General features: G+C 35.1%; 28 protein-coding genes. 5 read left to right on the top strand and 23 right to left on the bottom strand.

Annotation, left to right across the window (positions count from 1 at the left end):
• Positions 1 to 128: 128 nt before the first annotated feature.
• The 20 genes from CD172_RS03725 to CD172_RS03820 all read right to left on the bottom strand — a co-directional run bounded on the left by CD172_RS03725 (position 129) and on the right by CD172_RS03820 (position 8762).
• The gene (locus CD172_RS03725) at positions 129 to 509 is read right to left on the bottom strand and encodes a thermonuclease family protein (RefSeq protein WP_103345521.1); all 381 of its coding nucleotides are present in this window, start codon (positions 507 to 509) and stop codon (positions 129 to 131) included.
• On the bottom strand, positions 493 to 747 hold the full coding sequence (locus CD172_RS03730) for a hypothetical protein (protein ID WP_103345522.1): 255 nt from the start codon (positions 745 to 747) through the stop codon (positions 493 to 495). The genes CD172_RS03725 and CD172_RS03730 overlap by 17 nt, the downstream gene beginning before the upstream one ends.
• Positions 740 to 958: a hypothetical protein gene (locus tag CD172_RS03735; protein WP_103345523.1), complete on the bottom strand. Its 219-nt coding sequence runs from the start codon at positions 956 to 958 to the stop codon at positions 740 to 742. The genes CD172_RS03730 and CD172_RS03735 overlap by 8 nt, the downstream gene beginning before the upstream one ends.
• The gene (locus tag CD172_RS03740) at positions 948 to 1217 is read right to left on the bottom strand and encodes a hypothetical protein (protein WP_103345524.1); all 270 of its coding nucleotides are present in this window, start codon (positions 1215 to 1217) and stop codon (positions 948 to 950) included. Before CD172_RS03740 ends, CD172_RS03735 begins: the two co-directional genes overlap by 11 nt.
• The gene (locus CD172_RS03745; RefSeq protein ID WP_234022102.1) at positions 1201 to 1533 is read right to left on the bottom strand and encodes a hypothetical protein; all 333 of its coding nucleotides are present in this window, start codon (positions 1531 to 1533) and stop codon (positions 1201 to 1203) included. Before CD172_RS03745 ends, CD172_RS03740 begins: the two co-directional genes overlap by 17 nt.
• Positions 1530 to 1922, bottom strand: a complete 393-nt coding sequence (locus tag CD172_RS03750) for a hypothetical protein (protein ID WP_103345525.1) — start codon at positions 1920 to 1922, stop codon at positions 1530 to 1532. The genes CD172_RS03745 and CD172_RS03750 overlap by 4 nt, the downstream gene beginning before the upstream one ends.
• A gap of 11 nt (positions 1923 to 1933) precedes the next feature.
• On the bottom strand, positions 1934 to 2146 hold the full coding sequence (locus CD172_RS03755; protein ID WP_103345526.1) for a DUF3269 family protein: 213 nt from the start codon (positions 2144 to 2146) through the stop codon (positions 1934 to 1936).
• Entirely contained in the window at positions 2146 to 2337 is a 192-nt protein-coding gene (locus CD172_RS03760) for a hypothetical protein (RefSeq protein WP_103345527.1), read from the bottom strand. Before CD172_RS03760 ends, CD172_RS03755 begins: the two co-directional genes overlap by 1 nt.
• A 9-nt stretch (positions 2338 to 2346) precedes the next feature.
• On the bottom strand, positions 2347 to 2955 hold the full coding sequence (locus tag CD172_RS03765) for an SA1788 family PVL leukocidin-associated protein (protein ID WP_103345528.1): 609 nt from the start codon (positions 2953 to 2955) through the stop codon (positions 2347 to 2349).
• The gene (locus tag CD172_RS03770) at positions 2948 to 3370 is read right to left on the bottom strand and encodes a RusA family crossover junction endodeoxyribonuclease (protein WP_411755719.1); all 423 of its coding nucleotides are present in this window, start codon (positions 3368 to 3370) and stop codon (positions 2948 to 2950) included. The genes CD172_RS03765 and CD172_RS03770 overlap by 8 nt, the downstream gene beginning before the upstream one ends.
• 178 nt (positions 3371 to 3548) lie before the next feature.
• Positions 3549 to 4334, bottom strand: a complete 786-nt coding sequence (locus CD172_RS03775) for an ATP-binding protein (RefSeq protein WP_103345530.1) — start codon at positions 4332 to 4334, stop codon at positions 3549 to 3551.
• Positions 4335 to 5096 (bottom strand): conserved phage C-terminal domain-containing protein, encoded by a 762-nt coding sequence (locus CD172_RS03780; RefSeq protein WP_103345531.1) that lies wholly within the window; start codon positions 5094 to 5096, stop codon positions 4335 to 4337.
• A complete protein-coding gene (locus CD172_RS03785; protein ID WP_103345532.1) occupies positions 5089 to 5295 on the bottom strand; it encodes a helix-turn-helix domain-containing protein in 207 nt (68 codons plus the stop codon). The genes CD172_RS03780 and CD172_RS03785 overlap by 8 nt, the downstream gene beginning before the upstream one ends.
• A 407-nt stretch (positions 5296 to 5702) precedes the next feature.
• A complete protein-coding gene (locus CD172_RS03795; RefSeq protein WP_103345534.1) occupies positions 5703 to 6377 on the bottom strand; it encodes a putative HNHc nuclease in 675 nt (224 codons plus the stop codon).
• Between the two features lie 14 nt (positions 6378 to 6391).
• Positions 6392 to 6811, bottom strand: a complete 420-nt coding sequence (ssb, locus tag CD172_RS03800) for a single-stranded DNA-binding protein (protein ID WP_103345535.1) — start codon at positions 6809 to 6811, stop codon at positions 6392 to 6394.
• The gene (locus CD172_RS03805; protein WP_103345536.1) at positions 6804 to 7448 is read right to left on the bottom strand and encodes an ERF family protein; all 645 of its coding nucleotides are present in this window, start codon (positions 7446 to 7448) and stop codon (positions 6804 to 6806) included. The genes ssb and CD172_RS03805 overlap by 8 nt, the downstream gene beginning before the upstream one ends.
• On the bottom strand, positions 7448 to 7933 hold the full coding sequence (locus CD172_RS03810; RefSeq protein ID WP_103345537.1) for a siphovirus Gp157 family protein: 486 nt from the start codon (positions 7931 to 7933) through the stop codon (positions 7448 to 7450). Before CD172_RS03810 ends, CD172_RS03805 begins: the two co-directional genes overlap by 1 nt.
• Entirely contained in the window at positions 7930 to 8196 is a 267-nt protein-coding gene (locus tag CD172_RS03815; protein ID WP_103345538.1) for a DUF1108 family protein, read from the bottom strand. The genes CD172_RS03810 and CD172_RS03815 overlap by 4 nt, the downstream gene beginning before the upstream one ends.
• Before the next feature lie 82 nt (positions 8197 to 8278).
• Complete coding sequence (locus CD172_RS12690) at positions 8279 to 8452, bottom strand: hypothetical protein (RefSeq protein WP_169925240.1); 174 nt, start codon at positions 8450 to 8452, stop codon at positions 8279 to 8281.
• A gap of 4 nt (positions 8453 to 8456) precedes the next feature.
• Entirely contained in the window at positions 8457 to 8762 is a 306-nt protein-coding gene (locus CD172_RS03820; RefSeq protein WP_015978202.1) for a DUF771 domain-containing protein, read from the bottom strand.
• 147 nt (positions 8763 to 8909) lie between these two features.
• Between CD172_RS03820 and CD172_RS03825 the strand changes: the two genes are divergently transcribed.
• Entirely contained in the window at positions 8910 to 9575 is a 666-nt protein-coding gene (locus CD172_RS03825; protein WP_103345540.1) for a hypothetical protein, read from the top strand.
• A gap of 121 nt (positions 9576 to 9696) precedes the next feature.
• Here CD172_RS03825 and CD172_RS03830 read toward each other — a convergent pair whose 3' ends face one another.
• Both CD172_RS03830 and CD172_RS03835 read right to left on the bottom strand, forming a co-directional pair.
• Positions 9697 to 10446, bottom strand: a complete 750-nt coding sequence (locus tag CD172_RS03830) for a phage antirepressor KilAC domain-containing protein (protein ID WP_103345541.1) — start codon at positions 10444 to 10446, stop codon at positions 9697 to 9699.
• 14 nt (positions 10447 to 10460) lie between these two features.
• Positions 10461 to 10736 carry a helix-turn-helix domain-containing protein gene (locus CD172_RS03835; RefSeq protein WP_105971559.1) on the bottom strand — a complete coding sequence of 92 codons (276 nt, stop codon included), beginning with the start codon at positions 10734 to 10736 and terminating at the stop codon, positions 10461 to 10463.
• 124 nt (positions 10737 to 10860) lie between these two features.
• On the opposite strand from CD172_RS03835, the gene CD172_RS03840 reads away from it, so the two are divergent.
• From CD172_RS03840 to clpP, 4 genes are all read left to right on the top strand, one after another.
• Positions 10861 to 11475, top strand: a complete 615-nt coding sequence (locus tag CD172_RS03840) for a LexA family protein (protein ID WP_103345543.1) — start codon at positions 10861 to 10863, stop codon at positions 11473 to 11475.
• 15 nt (positions 11476 to 11490) lie between these two features.
• Positions 11491 to 12783: an SNIPE associated domain-containing protein gene (locus tag CD172_RS03845; protein ID WP_103345544.1), complete on the top strand. Its 1293-nt coding sequence runs from the start codon at positions 11491 to 11493 to the stop codon at positions 12781 to 12783.
• 65 nt (positions 12784 to 12848) lie between these two features.
• Entirely contained in the window at positions 12849 to 13883 is a 1035-nt protein-coding gene (locus tag CD172_RS03850; protein ID WP_103345545.1) for a tyrosine-type recombinase/integrase, read from the top strand.
• A 343-nt stretch (positions 13884 to 14226) separates the two neighbouring features.
• Positions 14227 to 14808, top strand: coding sequence for an ATP-dependent Clp endopeptidase proteolytic subunit ClpP (clpP, locus tag CD172_RS03860; RefSeq protein WP_037567907.1), 582 nt, complete (start codon positions 14227 to 14229; stop codon positions 14806 to 14808).
• A gap of 41 nt (positions 14809 to 14849) precedes the next feature.
• Here the strand turns inward: clpP and whiA are convergent, their stop codons facing one another.
• A complete protein-coding gene (whiA, locus tag CD172_RS03865) occupies positions 14850 to 15794 on the bottom strand; it encodes a DNA-binding protein WhiA (protein ID WP_037567905.1) in 945 nt (314 codons plus the stop codon).
• Positions 15795 to 15882 lie beyond the last annotated feature (88 nt).

Here is a 15882-nt window from a genome sequence, read left to right on the forward strand (position 1 = left end):
CTTAAATGCAATAGCGTATGCCTTATCTCGGGACATAAATTGATAAGCCTCATTTATGTCGTCCGTTGGAAACCACCCTTCACTGAGCATTATATTTCGTGCTAAATAAACACCTTCATTTACTTGAACTACAAAATATTTTGATTCCATTCCCGTTTCCCCTTATTCCATTTACTACCTTCTTTAACTAAGCCACGCACAGTTAATTCATGACTCAATCTAAATTCATTCTCTCCCTCTTGATACCACACGTCAGCTAGGTATCTACCAAACGCATCGGCTTGATACGTCTGCACATATACGTCCTTACCTAATACAGTTTGAGTCGTAAATGCTTTTGCCTCGTTGTATCCATGTTTGCCACGTTCAGGTGTGTCCACACCTAGTAATCTAACCTTACGTACCGTATGTGTATGAAAGCCTAGATCAATGCGCATCTCTAAAGTGTCACCGTCAACCACACGTAATACACGTGCTTTGAAGATGTATAGTTTATTGTTTAAGGTCATTTACATTCGCCCTTTCTAAATCGTGTAATAGGTTTTGAAATTCTTGTGTGCCGTCTAATTCATCCATTCTTTTCAAGATCATTTCAGTCTTAGTTAATAACGACTTATAACGTTCAATACGTGGGTGTATTCGGATATAACTTTGCAACACTCGGATATAACCTTGCAACATTATATAATCTTCTATACATTCCTCTTTAAGATCCTGCCAAATGCGTTTATAATCAACGTTAGCCATAAACATTTAACCCCTTTTCAAAATCAATCATCAGTTCTTTTAATAACAATCTACAACGCTTTAATTCGGCTTTGGTTGGTCTCGTTCCTTTGTAATCCCAACTATTTTTATTAGGATTACTTTCTTTCCATTCTTGAAATCTCATTTCCAACTGAATTAATCCTTTGTACTTATCCATTAAATACGAAATCGTTTGTTGTTCATCTTTCATCTTTAAGCACCTCGTAAGTTTTATGGAACACGTCAGGTTTTACGGGATAGAATTCACCGTTCACACCTTTTACGATGTAATCATTTATTGTGGCGTTCATTTCGCCCTCTAAAGTCTTTACAACTAAGATTTTTCGATATTTAGATACGTGATATACAACTTGAGCGCCAGACCACTCCTCTATATACTCTGCACTTTCTATGTCTGTAAATTGAACACATTCAACTTCTATCGGTTTTTTTCTAGCTTTTATTATCATCTTTCAGCACCTCATCTAATTTATGTCTTAACCCTAAATACCACGTATTGTGACTGACCGATAACTTATAGTTGATATGGCGTGTAAATAAATCCACCACATCGTCTAGTTTGCGTTTATACTCATCACGCTCTGAACGTAAGCGGGTAATGTCTTCGATGAGTGTGTCGCGTTCTTGTTTGTATGCGTCGCATTCATCTTTAGTAGCCCAATACATTTGAATCACTATACTCGCAAATCTCCCGGGATTTTCTGCAAACTTCTCAACTATAAACTTCACGTCTTTACTAAGTCGTTGAAAATCCTCTAGTTTCATTTCACCATCCCCCCATTTTTCCACAGTAACGTCATTGTCATGTCGTCGTTGAGCATGTAGAAGGCTAAGCGTGAAACATCATCTACTTCTTCGCCTAAGGCATTTGTAATTGAACACTCTCCATGTACTGCAGATTCCATTATTTCGTTATACTCATATACTTCTACTAAATTAGTTATCACAGTATCTTCTGTAATTTCTTCTTCTACTTCTACTGTGAAAGTGTCTTCGGGTTTGAAGTATACTTTTGGCTTAACATTTCCATTACTATTAAAAATTACTTTCTTGCCATTTTCAGAATAGAACTCTCTGTTTTTGCTTTTATTATCCCAACCCCATTGAATCAGTTCTGGTAACGTCATTTCTCTTTTAGTTTTAATTTTTACCATTCTTAATCCCCCTATATATCAAAAATGCTAATCTGACTGCCTAACTCCTCTGCATACATCAGATTGTGTATTGCCTTATATTCGTTAAATTCTGCGTAAGTGAAGAAGTCGTCCACATGGCTGTAATGTGATTGAGGAAAACCACGCATGTTATAGCCTCCATCAGTTTCACGTACGATCATTACTTTATCTTCGCCTGCGTTATATAAGTGGAATGTGTTCATCAATAAATAACCTCCCAATCATCATCGTCAGTTATGTTGTAATACCATGCATTGTCTAACTCTATTTGCGCCATTTCTTTGCCTTTGAAGTTGTAGTAAAGTTCTGTTACTTTACCTTCGTAAGGCTTTTCTTGCTCGCTGTCTGTATAAAACGCGACACGATCATCAATGTTTAATTCTCTAATTTTCATTTAAACCACCTACACTAATTGTTGACGCCCATAACTATCAATCTTGTATGCGCCGATTCTGATATTCTTATGCAAATGTCTACCGTATCGAGTCAATCCATGTTTTTGAGGTGTCCCATTGAATAAGTGTGGCTTTTCTTCTCTCAATTTCTCATCTTTAAACTTGCTTATTCTGTTTTGACGCACCAAGTCTTGAAATTTATCTTCACTATTCGCAATGGCTTCATACATTAATTCTTCTGCCGATAATCTAGGTGGTGCCGTTAAAGTCTTTTCTAAACTCCATCCCAAGCCAAACCTTCTTTTTATTGAATGAAGATTTATCCCCTTGTCCATAGCTTCTTTGACTCTTGTATAAGGCACCCGTATTTGTTCGTCACTATTATCTTTTTTGAGTAGTAATACAATTCTATGCTCATGATCAGGCACAAATGTTTTTTGTAGTTGAGTTGCCTCATTTAAAGTCCAATTATGATTCAATCTATGTGCTACAGTTTTGAAAGTCATATTGTTAAACTTTATATCTTCTACATTTTTATCGTTTAGTACAAACACGCCTTGTGCAGTGTTCAATGTGCGCTTCTCTAATAAAAGTTGTTCTCTTGTTTTTTTAGCCATTATTTTTCTCCTCGATTTCGTTAATTACAAGTACTGTCCTAGCTACACCGGAATATTTTTTGAATGTTCTGATTTCTACAATTTGATTATCATCTTTCCACAATTTTTCATTGCCTGCGTCTAACACTGTTTTTAATAAATTATCTAAGTCAGGTTTAGTCCTCTTGTAACTTCCTATCATCGTAGAAAGTAATTTCTTCGACCAACTTTTAAGTGGTGGAAAGTAGAATTCAATAGTTAGCTTTAACTGATTCTCACTTTGAAGATTCGGCATTTGTTCTGCTATAAACTTTTTATGATGCGAATATGTTGTTGGCATGTAAGTTTGTACAAAGCCTCCAGCTCTTCTAAATCGAGGTCTAGGCGACCCCATTGGTTTATCTAAATTCTTTTTATCTGTGTAAAATATTTCTATTCGAGTTTCTTTCATTAATCCACCTCATATAGCGTCATAGCTTTGCGTCTCTTGCGTTCTGAATACTTTTGGATAAATAGGTCATACAAGTATTCTTCATCGCCCTGCGCGCTTTCTATGAGCTTATTTGCGTATACTTCTGAGCAATGGAGGTGACTAATGATGTATTGTTTATCAATCAAAAGTTAATACCTCTCATTCTGTAATCTTCGCCGTTCATATTTATTGGTGTTGTATTCTTCATCATGCGACTAAATATCTTGGCTAGATCCTTATTTTGTATTAATTCTTTACTACTGTTATTTGTCGTTATAATGTTGTGTTTGCCTGTACGTGATTCCATCACTTCAAACATCTTTTGAATTCCAAAATTACTTAATGCTGTTCCGTAATCGTCTAGTACAAGCAAATCTACATCTGCAATAATTTGGTCTAAATCTCTTTCGGTTAGGGCTGTATTTTTGTTATACGTGCTTTTATACGTTGTAATAAGTTGAGGTACGTTCATGTACAATACTGAATGACCTTTTTCTCTTACTCTTTTGATAGTTGCCATCGATAAATGACTCTTACCAGTGCCGTAACTACCATATAAAAGAATTGATTGTTTATTATCTAACCTAAAGTTATTAGCGTATCGTTCTAACAGCGCTTTTGCTTTTTCTAATGTCGGACTTGTCGGTGCATAATTATCAAATGTTGCGTCTGCTAGATCATCGTTAATAATTGATTTGTTGAATATAGCGTTCGCTTTATTACGTTGTTGCTTCTTTTTAAAGTCCTCTGTCTTTTGTTTAGCAAGTGCTATCATGTTACAATCACAACCATCTTTAATGACTTGACCATTATCAAATTCATAATAGTCATAATCCCTACCGCATTTATCACAATGTAGTCCCATTTCTTGTTTTATGACTTTATTCTTGAAACCTGCTTTGTTAGCTAACTTTTCAAAGGGATTCATTTAAAACACTCCCTCATACTGCTTTCGCCAGTCCTCATCTACTGCATTTGATTGTTGTTGGTTGAGGTAACCCTCAAATTTAGTACCAAACAATGTTTCAGGACGCAGATACTTCTCCATATCCGTACCTTTCCATTCGGCTACCTTGTTATCGATTACTTTTTTAAAGTCATCTAGGTTAAATCCTTCATCCGATCTAGCACGTATAACTGTTTGGTTCTTTTTTGTAGTTGATTTGTAGTTTTTGCCCGTCTGTTGATTAAGGTAGTCAATAACATCTCGGTAAGGGTACGCAGTCGACGAAGGAGACAATATATTATTGTTAGTAGTCTCTGTAGTAGTCTCTGTGTAGTCTCTGGTATTGGTCGGGTCATTTTGACCCATTCCATCGTGCCAATTTGACCCCATCGTCGGGCCATTTTGTCCCGATGGTCGTGCCACTAGTTTGTTTAAAGTTTCATAATTAACTGAATACCATTTTGTACGGTCAAAGCCCGCTTTGTTATAGTTGCCAACATGTAATAAATCTTGTTTCTCTAAACTTCCAAATGTGCGCTTGATAGTTCTTTCACTCCAAAACGGAAATTGTTTTTGCCATTCGGGATAAGAATTGTATATCCACTTCTTACCGTCATGACAGTGCTTGCTGGTATTCAACCAATAGTGAATTTGTTGTAAGATAATCGCTTCATTCAACCCTATTTCTTCAGCTAATTTTGGTAGCACTTGTATCGGATAATCATCGATTAGTAATTTACTCATCTTTGTCACTTCCTAACAGTTCTGATACAGTTACTCCCATTTCATCAGCTATGATTTTTAGACGTTTTACATTGGGTTTCTGCACATCGTTTTCCCAATTAGATACAACACCACTTTTAGCGTTAAACCTTTGCCCGAATTCAGTCATTGATTCGCCAGAATTAAGACGGTGTTGTTTTATTTTTTGGCCTAAAGTCATAACCCTTCATCTCCCTTCAAAATTCTATTAAATCCAAATAACTTTGAGATATTTACCAGTATGCACGTTTTACAATTGAACTATCAGAGAATAAACCGAAAGAACAAGCGCTATTAAATTTAAAAGAATTAACGATAAATAAATGATACAATCCTCTTTTTTCATTTTGGTTCTCCTTTCATCATTTGAAATGCTTTATAAAGCAATCTAATTTTCTACATTCATATCATTAAAATGAGATGCGCATTCATCGCATATTGTTAAATTGTTATCATGCAACAATTGGAATTTAAACTGTCTTGTTGAACAAACATCGCAGTTTTCAATTTTGAGTTTACTAAGCACTTCCCTAATCTCCTCCGCCAAGATGACGATTAGGAGTGCTATTTTTATAACTTGTAATCTATTCAATTTAATTTCTCTCCTTTCAACATCTTGTTGAGTCGGTCATCCACATCGACCCAGCTGTCGTGTAAATGGTACTTGTCGTTAAAGCTGTCCATGCCTATGTTGTGCTGCTCTGTGTGATGCTCACGACATAACGCTAATACTTGATTGCCGTAATGATTTATCTTGGTTCTGTCACGCCCACGTCCTACCGCATATCTATGTGCTAAATCCGAATGAGGTTTACCGCAGATAACGCAATTCCGATTGACCGTTGACCAGTAGAGTTTTGATTTATCCCCTTTTAATAATTCGCTTGTCTTGTAGCTGAGGGGTATTCCATTCTCAAACGCCCAATCCAATGTGATGTCGATGATTTGTGAAGCTTGTGTTCGAGTGCAGTTACTAAGCGATATGGGATTGTCATATCCGTGATATGTTCTCGCACACTCAATGAACATATGCCTCATGTAGTCCATAGGCTGTCCTGTATGCTGTTCTATATCTTTCACTAAAGCGAATATCTTACGACGTTGTTTGCCAGTGATTTGGAACGGATCTACAACGTTTACATCAACCTCAACATCGAAACCGTTATCAAGTAGCAACGTTTCCTTATCGCCTAATTCAACACCAGAGATGACAACAGTTGTCGTGCCGTCATCTTGAGTGATGTAGCTTGTAATTAAAGGCATCTAATCACGTCCAATCAGAACGGCAAGTCCTCATCAAAGTCAGCACCGTTATCAAAAGGATTATCTTGCGCTTGTCCTTGTTGTTGTTTAGGTTGATTGTTTGATTGACCATTATTTTTAGGTTCTAAAAATTGCACACTGTCGCACACAACCTCCGTGACATATACACGTTGACCTTCTTTATTTTCGTAACTACGTGATTGTAGTCGTCCATCAACGCCTGCAAGACTCCCCTTACTTAAAAAGTTTTTGACATTTTCTGCTTGCTTGCGGAATACAACACAATTGATGAAATCCGCCTGTTGTTCTCCATCTTTATTTTTGAAATTGCGATTTACCGCAAGTGTAAACGTTGATACGTCTACACCTGATGGCGTCGTTCTGAATTCAGGGTCTTTTGTTAATCGTCCTACTAATACGGCTCTGTTAAGCATTATTATTTCCTCCAGTAATATTTTTTGCATTGTTTCGTATTTTATTAAGAGCATCTGCTGCTTGTTTTTCTGTTAATTTATAGTTGTTTATGTTGAATTTTTGTTCTACTACATTTTGTGGTGCTTCTTTATCGGTGCCTTTAATCAAGTTGGTAAATGCTATAACTTCTTTTTTTAAAGTTCCTATCGTTTCACTACTAGCCCATTGAGTTCTATCCTGTTGCTTGGGACTATTGTTCTTTCCACTTGCTGCATTACCGTCATCATCTTGATCACTTGTGATTCCGAAGATTGCTGATAATGAATAGCGTTTAAGATAGCTAATCAATGACCCTGCACCTTGTGGTGTATTCTTTTCTGCGTTCATAAATACGGGGTCGTATTCAATATATTCGCCACTTTCATGCATAAGCATTGTAGCCACTCCTACACGCCCCTCACCGTCATTTAATGCCCACTGTGTATAAGACAATCCGTGAGGTGTTGCCGCCTCGTCAATGGCTTCTACGACGTTCTCAAGAGGTACATATTTCGACTTGAAGAAAGGATTGTTTTTATCTTTAAGCGGTTGTTTTACTTGTTTACGGAATGCAACCATAGCTTTGTTGATTTCAACAACAGATTCTGATTTATTCATTACTTAATCACCAAGCTTTCACTATTACGCAGTTCTGCGCCGTCAACTTTGACACCTGCTTTAATATCATCTTTGATTTGCTTTTTATTTAATTTCGGTGCTTGCGATACCCAGTAATCGCTATCTATTAACTTTTCATCTGTGATGTGGACACTAGGCGCATTCTTGCGTTTGTAGATGTAATTAGTAGATGTTCTGAACTTCTGTAATCCTTGAATATCTAACATGTCTTGCAGGTAGTTTTTTAGTCTGTCAGAGAAGTTTTGTTTTTGTTGTTTAAGTCCTTGCAGGCGCTTAATTTCTTTGTCGATTGCATCTATATCTGCGTCCACACTTCGTTTTAACCCGATCGAATTATCGACTTTTACATTCAATTCAACTTCGATTGAATCGAGTGTGTCTTTTAAATCTTCGGGATTCATACCTTGTTCGATTAAATCAAGCACTTGTTGATAGCTTGTTGATAATTGAAATAAATTACTCATCGAAACCCTCCTAATAGCCCATTCATTACGTGGTCATATTCGTCTACGTTTTGTCCAATCCATGCACGCGCATCTTGCGTCAAAAGTTCAGTGGCGCTTTCCATACCTGATACGTCATTGATTGTGATTTCACTTACCGTATTGTCATCACGATCTTGAATCGTTACATCGACGCCGAATTCTGTTTTGGCTACGTACATGTAAAATTTGAATCCATCTATCGTGATTGTTTTCGAAATTTCTTGTCCGATTTCGTAATACATTTGCGTTTACCTCCATTTTTGATATAATGAGGTCGGATATTAAAGTGTTAATTCTCCGACCTCGACTGTTTGCTAGTTGCAGCTAGCATTCAGTCTTTTTTAATGTGTTGATTACATATTTAGCAGCGTAGTAACTTCCTATCATCGTCCATGTGGCGATTGTGAGCGTTGTAGTGAAGTACGCCTCAAATGCGAAGGGTGTAGTAACTACAAACGTTGTTGTCATTGCGATTATTAAAGCTAATAATTTTTCCATATCTTCACCCCTTCACAACCTCTTCAAAATGATTATCCAGCCAATCTAATATCTTCTCAGCATGGAACATATAACCTGTTCCTTTGCCTGTCGAGAACTTACTGAATGATTCAATCTGTCTGCGGTTACGTGGATTATCAATAATATGCTTTTTAATCCATTCTTCGCTTCTGTCAATTCGTTTGGCTAATTGACTTAAAGTGAAATACTTACCTTTAAGCTCTAATTTTTTATACTCTTGATATTCATCGAGACTAAGCATCACGTGAGTATCGGGAATAGCAATTGAAACCTGCAATGTTTGTTGCATAATATCCCTCCTTAGTATCTTCTTTTGTATTGCAGCGTCACACATGTTATGAACGCGATAATGTTTAATGCGATTAGTAATGTGGTCATATAAGTAAACCTTTCGTGTATAATGTTCTTATCTCCTTATGAAAGGAGGTGAATAATTATGAATAATATAAACCTCACTCAACGACAGTTAGATTTAATAAGGAAAAATCAAGCCGCCTTGTCGAAAGTACCTGTTGAGACTTACGCTAAAGTCGCTAATTCTATGAATAATTCGTATGTTATGAACGCTATACAAGTTCAATCAACGGTTAATAATGTTATGAATGGCATCAGAATCAATCAATCGAAATTATCCGATTGGGCTTCCTATATGCATCAAGTAACTAAGAATCATCCAATGTTCAAATCTAATTTATTTTCTGAAAAAATTCTTGATGAATTCATAAGTTCTAACAGCTTTCCGGAGGATGAAGTCCGCAAAGTTAGCACTCATTTGAGAAAGTCTTTTGTCGATACTATCGATGTCCCTGTTCTTGGCAAAACCGTCCATTCTGCCCATCCAATAGATGACGTAAACACCAAAGAAAGCGATAAGATATTCTATAAATCTATCGATCAATATGTTTTGGCTCCTTCCTCATCGTTTACAAACGATGTTTCATTATCTGTTGCTCAAGGTGTTGCTGTTAATATGTTTGTCAGGACTGCTATTGACGATTACGTGAATTACTTCTTTTCAACTGTCGTAATAGCTGCATGCTATGTCGCTTCATGTCTTACCAATGCTTATGATTTAAAGAAAAAAAGAAAAGATTTTAAGTAGCTTTACACTACTTTTATAATCATCTTACAAACCTTCCACGTCACAACTGCCATTGTGATGGAGGGTTATTTTGTATAGCTTTTCCATATTGTCCTCCTTAATTTGGTTGTTCGATTGTGGGTTATTCTTCTGTTAATAAAAATTTATTGATAAAGTATTGTTGTCCTTTGCCTGTTACTTTTGGTGTCTTACTAATCGATGTATGTCCGTCAGAATGACTAATCGTAGTCTCTTTGATTTCAAACAATTCTCGTTCCATCGAATATTGAGTTGGCATGTTGTAATCTACGCCCTTACGTTTAATGAGAAATCCATTTTGTCGTAACCATTCGAATAATCTACGTTGACCAATATCGATGCCGTTTTGTTTAATAATCTTCGCTAACTCACCAACCAGGATTGATGTTTTAGTAGTAGCCACCGCATCAGCAAAGACAATCTTCGGTTTATCTCTTTCAATTTGAGTTTCGAGCTGCATTATAGTGTTGTTTGCTATCTTTAAAGCACGCTGCATGACCATTTCAGGACTATTCCATGCTTTTTCGACTTGGATGAAATATTGTCTTGCGCGTTTACCTGGTTCACTTCGTTGAATCATTGCGATTTCTTTTGCAGTGTCGAGTGTAAGAATATGATTGACTTGTTCATAAGTACGCGCCCTTTTTTGACCGTGTACTTTTTCAACTTGCGAAATAAAATCTATTCCGTTTTCAAAACCATACTCTGTCATTCTTTCGAACCACTTATCGTACCTAGTTGAAACTTCTAATGCCTGATGAAGTTCTCGACCACTGATTGCGATTTCTCCATTTTCTTTTTCTTGAATGTTGAACATCTTTCCGATGTCAGGTTTAGTTTGTAAATTTTGCAATATTTGCCCCTCCCTTAAAGTTGCTTATTCGCAACTTCGTAGTTAAAAAAATAATGATTAATGTTGATTCCGTACTTTTCGTGCATCAACCTGATATCTCTACCGCTAAAATCAGTACCGTAACGACTTGTTCCATTAATTATAGTATTGACCTTTTCACGGCTATAACCCAATAAATCTGCAATTTCTTGTTGACTTATGTTGTTATCTTTGAGATATTTTTTTAATTTTGGATAACCTCCAATCACTTTAACACCTCGCATTTCTAGTTGCGTATTAGCAACTGTCATAACTTTAACACGTATTTGTTGCGAATGCAACACTTTTTGCGATTTTTTTGAATTAATTGTTGCGCAAACGTAACATTTCCTATATAATGCACATATAAGTTTTTTTATTACGGAGGTTAAAAACATGGAATTCGCTAACAAACTTAGAAAATTACGCAAAGGTAGAAATTTAACTATGGAGAATCTGGCGGAGAAATTAAACGAAAATTACGGCATGAATATAAATAAAAGCACTGTTTCTCGATGGGAGAAAGGTTCGGAACCAAGTGGCAAAACACTATATTATTTAGCTGATTTTTTCGACACTACTCCTGCTTATCTTCTTGATCTTCCTGAAGAGTCTTTTGTTGTACCTACAAATAGAAAACTCCCAATAGTATCGGATGTACATTGTGGCTCTGGTGTTGTAGCGTTTAAAGATATTTTGGGATATGAATTTACACCAGATGATTGGCTTAACGGAGGAGATTATTTTTATTTTAGAGCGAAAGGCGATTCTATGATTGGAGCAAGAATTAATGATGGTGATTTAGTTTTAATACGTAGACAAGCTGACTTTGAAAACGGCGAAATTATGTGTGTAAACGTTAATGGAGAAACTCTCTTGAAACGTTTATTCAAACAAAACGATCAAATTATACTCCAATCAGAAAACTCTAGCTATCAACCTCGTATTATTAACAAAAGCGATGACTTCCACGTTATAGGAAAACTTAAAAGAGTAGTAATAAAATATTAAACAAAGGTGGTCAAAATGGAAAAATCAAAAATCACTAAAAATTGGGTATCATGGACTATATTAATATCTTCATTGTTTGCAATAGCGACTCCAGGGGTTGCTATTATCCCCCTCGGCCTATCTATTTATATGGTAGCTAAATTAACTTTAATAGATAAGAATATTGATGTAGATGTGGTTAGTTATCAAGAGTTAAAAATTAAAAATCAGGAACTTGAAGAACTGAATAGCGATTTATCTAGAAATATAGGAGAAGCAACCGATGAACTCGATTATCTTATTAAACAATTAAATAATAAAATAGACGATTATGATTTGATGATAACTTATCCATTTGAACTAATGGAATTAGACTCATTCGAAATTAATAATCAAATCAAAAAATTAGAAATAAAAGAAAAAGAATTATTAAACGTCGAAAATACTTCTCTTTTTGATTCAAACGCAAATAAAAGACATCGAAATGCGCAATCTAGGCAAATAATAAGATTATTCAATGCCGAATCAGCACTTTTAATTAATAAGGTTTCAAGTAAAAACATAGAGACAGTTCAAAATAAATTATTCAAATGTTATCAAACTATGAATAAATTATTTGAAACTGATGGCGTACATATTCCAGAAACTGTATTAGATATAAAACTGAAGCAACTACACCTTATCCATCAATATCAATTAAAACTCGAAGAAGAAAGAGAGATCCGTAGAGAAGAAAAAGCCAGAATACAAGAAGAGAAAAAAGTAGAGCGCGAACTAGAAAATAAATTAAAAGAACTCGAGAAAGATATTAAACATCACAATAACGAAATATCAAAATTAGCTAAATACCTTTCAAAAGCTAATGCAGATATTGAAAAAGAACTATTTGTCGAAAAGATAAAAGAGCTTGAAAAACATATAAAAGAGTTGAAAACAGCCAAACAAAATGTTAATGAAAGGTTGATAAAAGCGCAGTCTGGATATGTTTATATCATCTCAAACATTGGTTCTTTTGGAGAAAATATATATAAAATTGGAGTAACAAGAAGATTAGAACCTATGGATAGAATAAAAGAATTAGGTGATGCCTCAGTTCCGTTTGAGTTTGATGTTCATGCACTCATTTTTTCGGAAAACGCATTCGATTTAGAGAAAAAACTACATGATCACTTTAAAGATAATCAAGTCAATAAGGTAAATAACAGAAAAGAGTTCTATAACGTAGATTTAAAAGAAATAGAAAATATTGTATTAAAAGAATTTAATGGAACAGCTAAATTCACATATGAACCAAAAGCTGAACAATATAGAGAGAGTAAGTCTATTTAAGCAAATATAACGGGTACTCCCACGTACCCTTATTATTTTTTACTTTTTTTGAGGAGGGATAGCACATGGTAGTACGAAAACGTGGCGAAACATACCAATACGACTTTAGATTAAATGGCAAACGTTACCGTAAAGGCGGTTATAAAACCAAACGACTAGCACGCATGGCGGAATCTGAGTTGATGATGGATATTGAAGATGGTTTATATAACAATGATTCAATCACGCTTGCTCAATACTTTAAAAACTATGTGGAAGTTTACAATGAGTCACATCACAGCAAGTCTACTGTAGCCAATATGATAGGTCGTTTAAAGTCAGTTGAGAATCACACATTAGGTCATATACCTTTAAAAAATATCACTAGACTACAATATCAAACTTTTATTAATGACTACGGCAAAGACCATGTACAAGATTCTACACGAAAAATGCATAGAGCAATAAAGAATTGCGTTCAAGATGCTATATTTGAAGGTATAGTTAAACGCGACTTTACACACAACGTTACACCTAAAAGTAACAAAAACTCAAAAGAAGAAAAAGAAAAATATTTTGAAGTTAGCGAATACAAAAAGTTGAAAGAGTTAACCAAGACAAAAAACACACGATCATATATGGTTTTATTTTTAATGATTTGTACAGGAGCTAGAATAAGCGGTATTTTAAATTTAAAACATAGCTATATAGATAAGGTTAATTGCACTTTATATATAGACGAAAAGAAAACTGACACATCACCTAGATATGTACAAATTGGACGTGACGATATGCAACACTTACTTAATTACATCAAAAGCACCCCTATTGACTTGAGCGGTTATGTATTTGCTGAATTTGGCAAAGTCGTTAGCAATGCTGCAGTCAACAAAACTTTAGGGAAGTTGTGCGATGCATTGGATACAGACAAGCGCACATCTCACTCGTTAAGGCACACACATTGCTCATTTTTATTATCACAAGGTATATCTATTTATTACATTTCAAAAAGACTGGGTCATAAAAACATAGATACCACACTAAAATATTATTCTCACCTACTTGAAGATCAATACGAAACGGAATCAAAACTAGCGGTTAATGCCATAAATAATTTGTGACCAAAAATGTGACCATTTTATTTTAATTTAGGTTGATTTCATAGAATTCCACTTATGAACAAAAATCGCCAAAACCATTGATTTAACAACATTCATGACGATTTCGAGTTTATTTCAAAGTATTTAAAATCAGTTAAATAACCCCCTCGAGAGGAATCGAACCTCTATTGTAAGAACCGGAATCTTAAGTGTTATCCATTACACTACGAGGGGTTAATAGTATTAAATTGGTAAAGCCGTTTCTAATGCCTTAAAATCAATAGCGATTCAAATGTTTATTTTTTGACCATTTTTGACTTTTAAGTTAAAATAGATTCAAAGCTATTTATAGGAGGAAAGAGTTATGAATTTAATTCCTACAGTTATTGAAACAACAAACCGCGGTGAACGCGCATATGATATTTACTCACGTCTTTTAAAAGACCGTATTATTATGTTAGGCTCTGCGATTGATGACAATGTCGCAAATTCTATTGTATCACAACTTTTATTTTTACAAGCACAAGATGCTGAAAAAGATATTTATCTTTATATTAATTCTCCAGGTGGTAGTGTAACTGCTGGATTTGCTATTTATGATACGATTCAACACATTAAACCAGATGTACAAACAATTTGTATCGGTATGGCAGCTTCAATGGGTTCATTCTTACTTGCAGCAGGTGCTAAAGGTAAACGTTATGCATTACCAAATGCTGAAGTAATGATTCACCAACCATTAGGTGGTGCGCAAGGTCAGGCAACCGAAATTGAAATTGCAGCGAATCACATTTTAAAAACACGCGCGAAATTAAATAAAATTTTATCAGAGCGTACAGGTCAATCGATTGAAAAAATCCAAAAAGATACAGATCGCGATAACTTCCTTACAGCTGAAGAAGCTAAAGAATATGGCTTAATTGACGAAGTTATGCACCCTGAATAAAAATGATAAAAAGCGAGCCAACTTTGAGATGGCTCGCTTTTTTATACTTCAAATGGTTCGCCATTTCTAATTTTATCAGCCATTTCATTTAATTTTCGCAAACGATGATTAATACCCGACTTAGAAATCGTACCAGTACTGACCATCTCTCCTAGTTCTTTAAGCGATACATCTTGATGTTCAATTCTTAATTTAGCAACTTCACGTAAGCGGTCAGGCAAATTATCCAAACCAATTTCTTGATCAATTAATTGAATACTTTCAACTTGTTTCATAGCGGCACTCACTGTTTTGTTTAAATTCGCTGTCTCGCAATTCACAAGTCGATTAACTGAATTACGCATATCGCGTACAATACGTACATCTTCAAACTTTAATAATGCTTGATAACCGCCAATTAAACTTAAAAATTCTGCGATACGTTCAGCCTCTTTAATATATGTGATCCATCCTTTTTTTCGCTCTAATTTTTTGGCATTTAACTCATAATCATTCATTAATGCGGTTAACCCTTCAGAATGACCTTCATAAAGTGAAAATATTTCTAAATGATAAGAAGACGTTTCTGGATTATTCACAGAACCCCCTGCTAAAAATGCACCACGTAAATAACTACGTTTCATATCATCGTCTTTAACCATTTCGTCATCAATATCATGACTAAACATACCGTCCTTTAAAATGCCAAGTTCATCTAATATCTCTTTTGTCTTCATCTTAATACGACAGATATAAATATTGTTTTTCTTTAATTTCATTTTTTTACGCACTAATATTTCGACTTCTACATGAAAAACAAGTTTGATTAAAGAATAAATGCGTCGTGCAGTCGTCGCATTTTCTGTTTGAATATTAATAACAAATTGCTGGTTCGAAAAATTCAAAGCCCCATTCATTCGAATCAATGCGCTGAGCTCTGCTTTTGCATTGTTCGCATCTGTTTCTATGCGGGTTAATTCATTTTTCATTTCGGATGCAAAGCTCATGATTATCGATTCCTCTCTTCACCGTACATTATCTTTAATAGAATGCTTATCTTTCATTGTATCATGAATGTGATTAAACGAGGTGCAC

This window comes from Staphylococcus agnetis (assembly GCF_002901865.1).
Lineage (GTDB): Bacteria > Bacillota > Bacilli > Staphylococcales > Staphylococcaceae > Staphylococcus > Staphylococcus agnetis.